The organism is Ensifer sp. NM-2 (genome assembly GCF_003024455.1).
Lineage (GTDB): Bacteria > Pseudomonadota > Alphaproteobacteria > Rhizobiales > Rhizobiaceae > Ensifer > Ensifer canadensis.
This window is the reverse complement of record NZ_PVZR01000167.1, coordinates 1-404: the sequence shown is the minus strand read 5'-3', so window position 1 is coordinate 404 and position 404 is coordinate 1. Positions and strand designations below refer to the sequence as shown.

The following is a 404-nucleotide window of genomic DNA, read 5'->3' as shown; positions in this document are numbered from 1 at the left end:
CGGGGCGTCCCTTAGGGGCGACAGGTTTTTCACGCAACCCCCCAGGCGAGATTAGCGCCGGCATTGCCTAGTCGGGACAGCGCACCTAGACGCCTGGCAATGCGTTCGCTGTCGATGCTCCTGATCTCCGCTGTCATGGCCGGCTGTTCGATGCCGGTCGTGCCCGAACCGAGCCTGGCCCCCCGCACCGCCGAAGCGATCGATCCCCGGCTGCCGATCCCTGATGAGACACCGGCGGGTTCGGTCGATCAGGCGCTGGCCAACCGCCTTGCGGCACTCGTCGGCGAAGTCCGTGCCGCCGTGCCCGCCTTCGAAGCGCGGGAGGCCGAAACCCGGCGCCTTGCGAACGCCGCCGGTCCCGCAGCAAGCGAAAGTTGGATTGCCGCCGAACTCTCGCTTTCGAG

1 protein-coding gene is annotated in these 404 nt (G+C 68.1%); it reads left to right on the top strand.

What is annotated here, in order from left to right:
* Nucleotides 1-99: 99 nt before the first annotated feature.
* The coding region (locus C6558_RS39315) for a hypothetical protein (RefSeq protein WP_199197158.1) at nt 100-404 on the top strand (305 nt) is incomplete at its 3' end.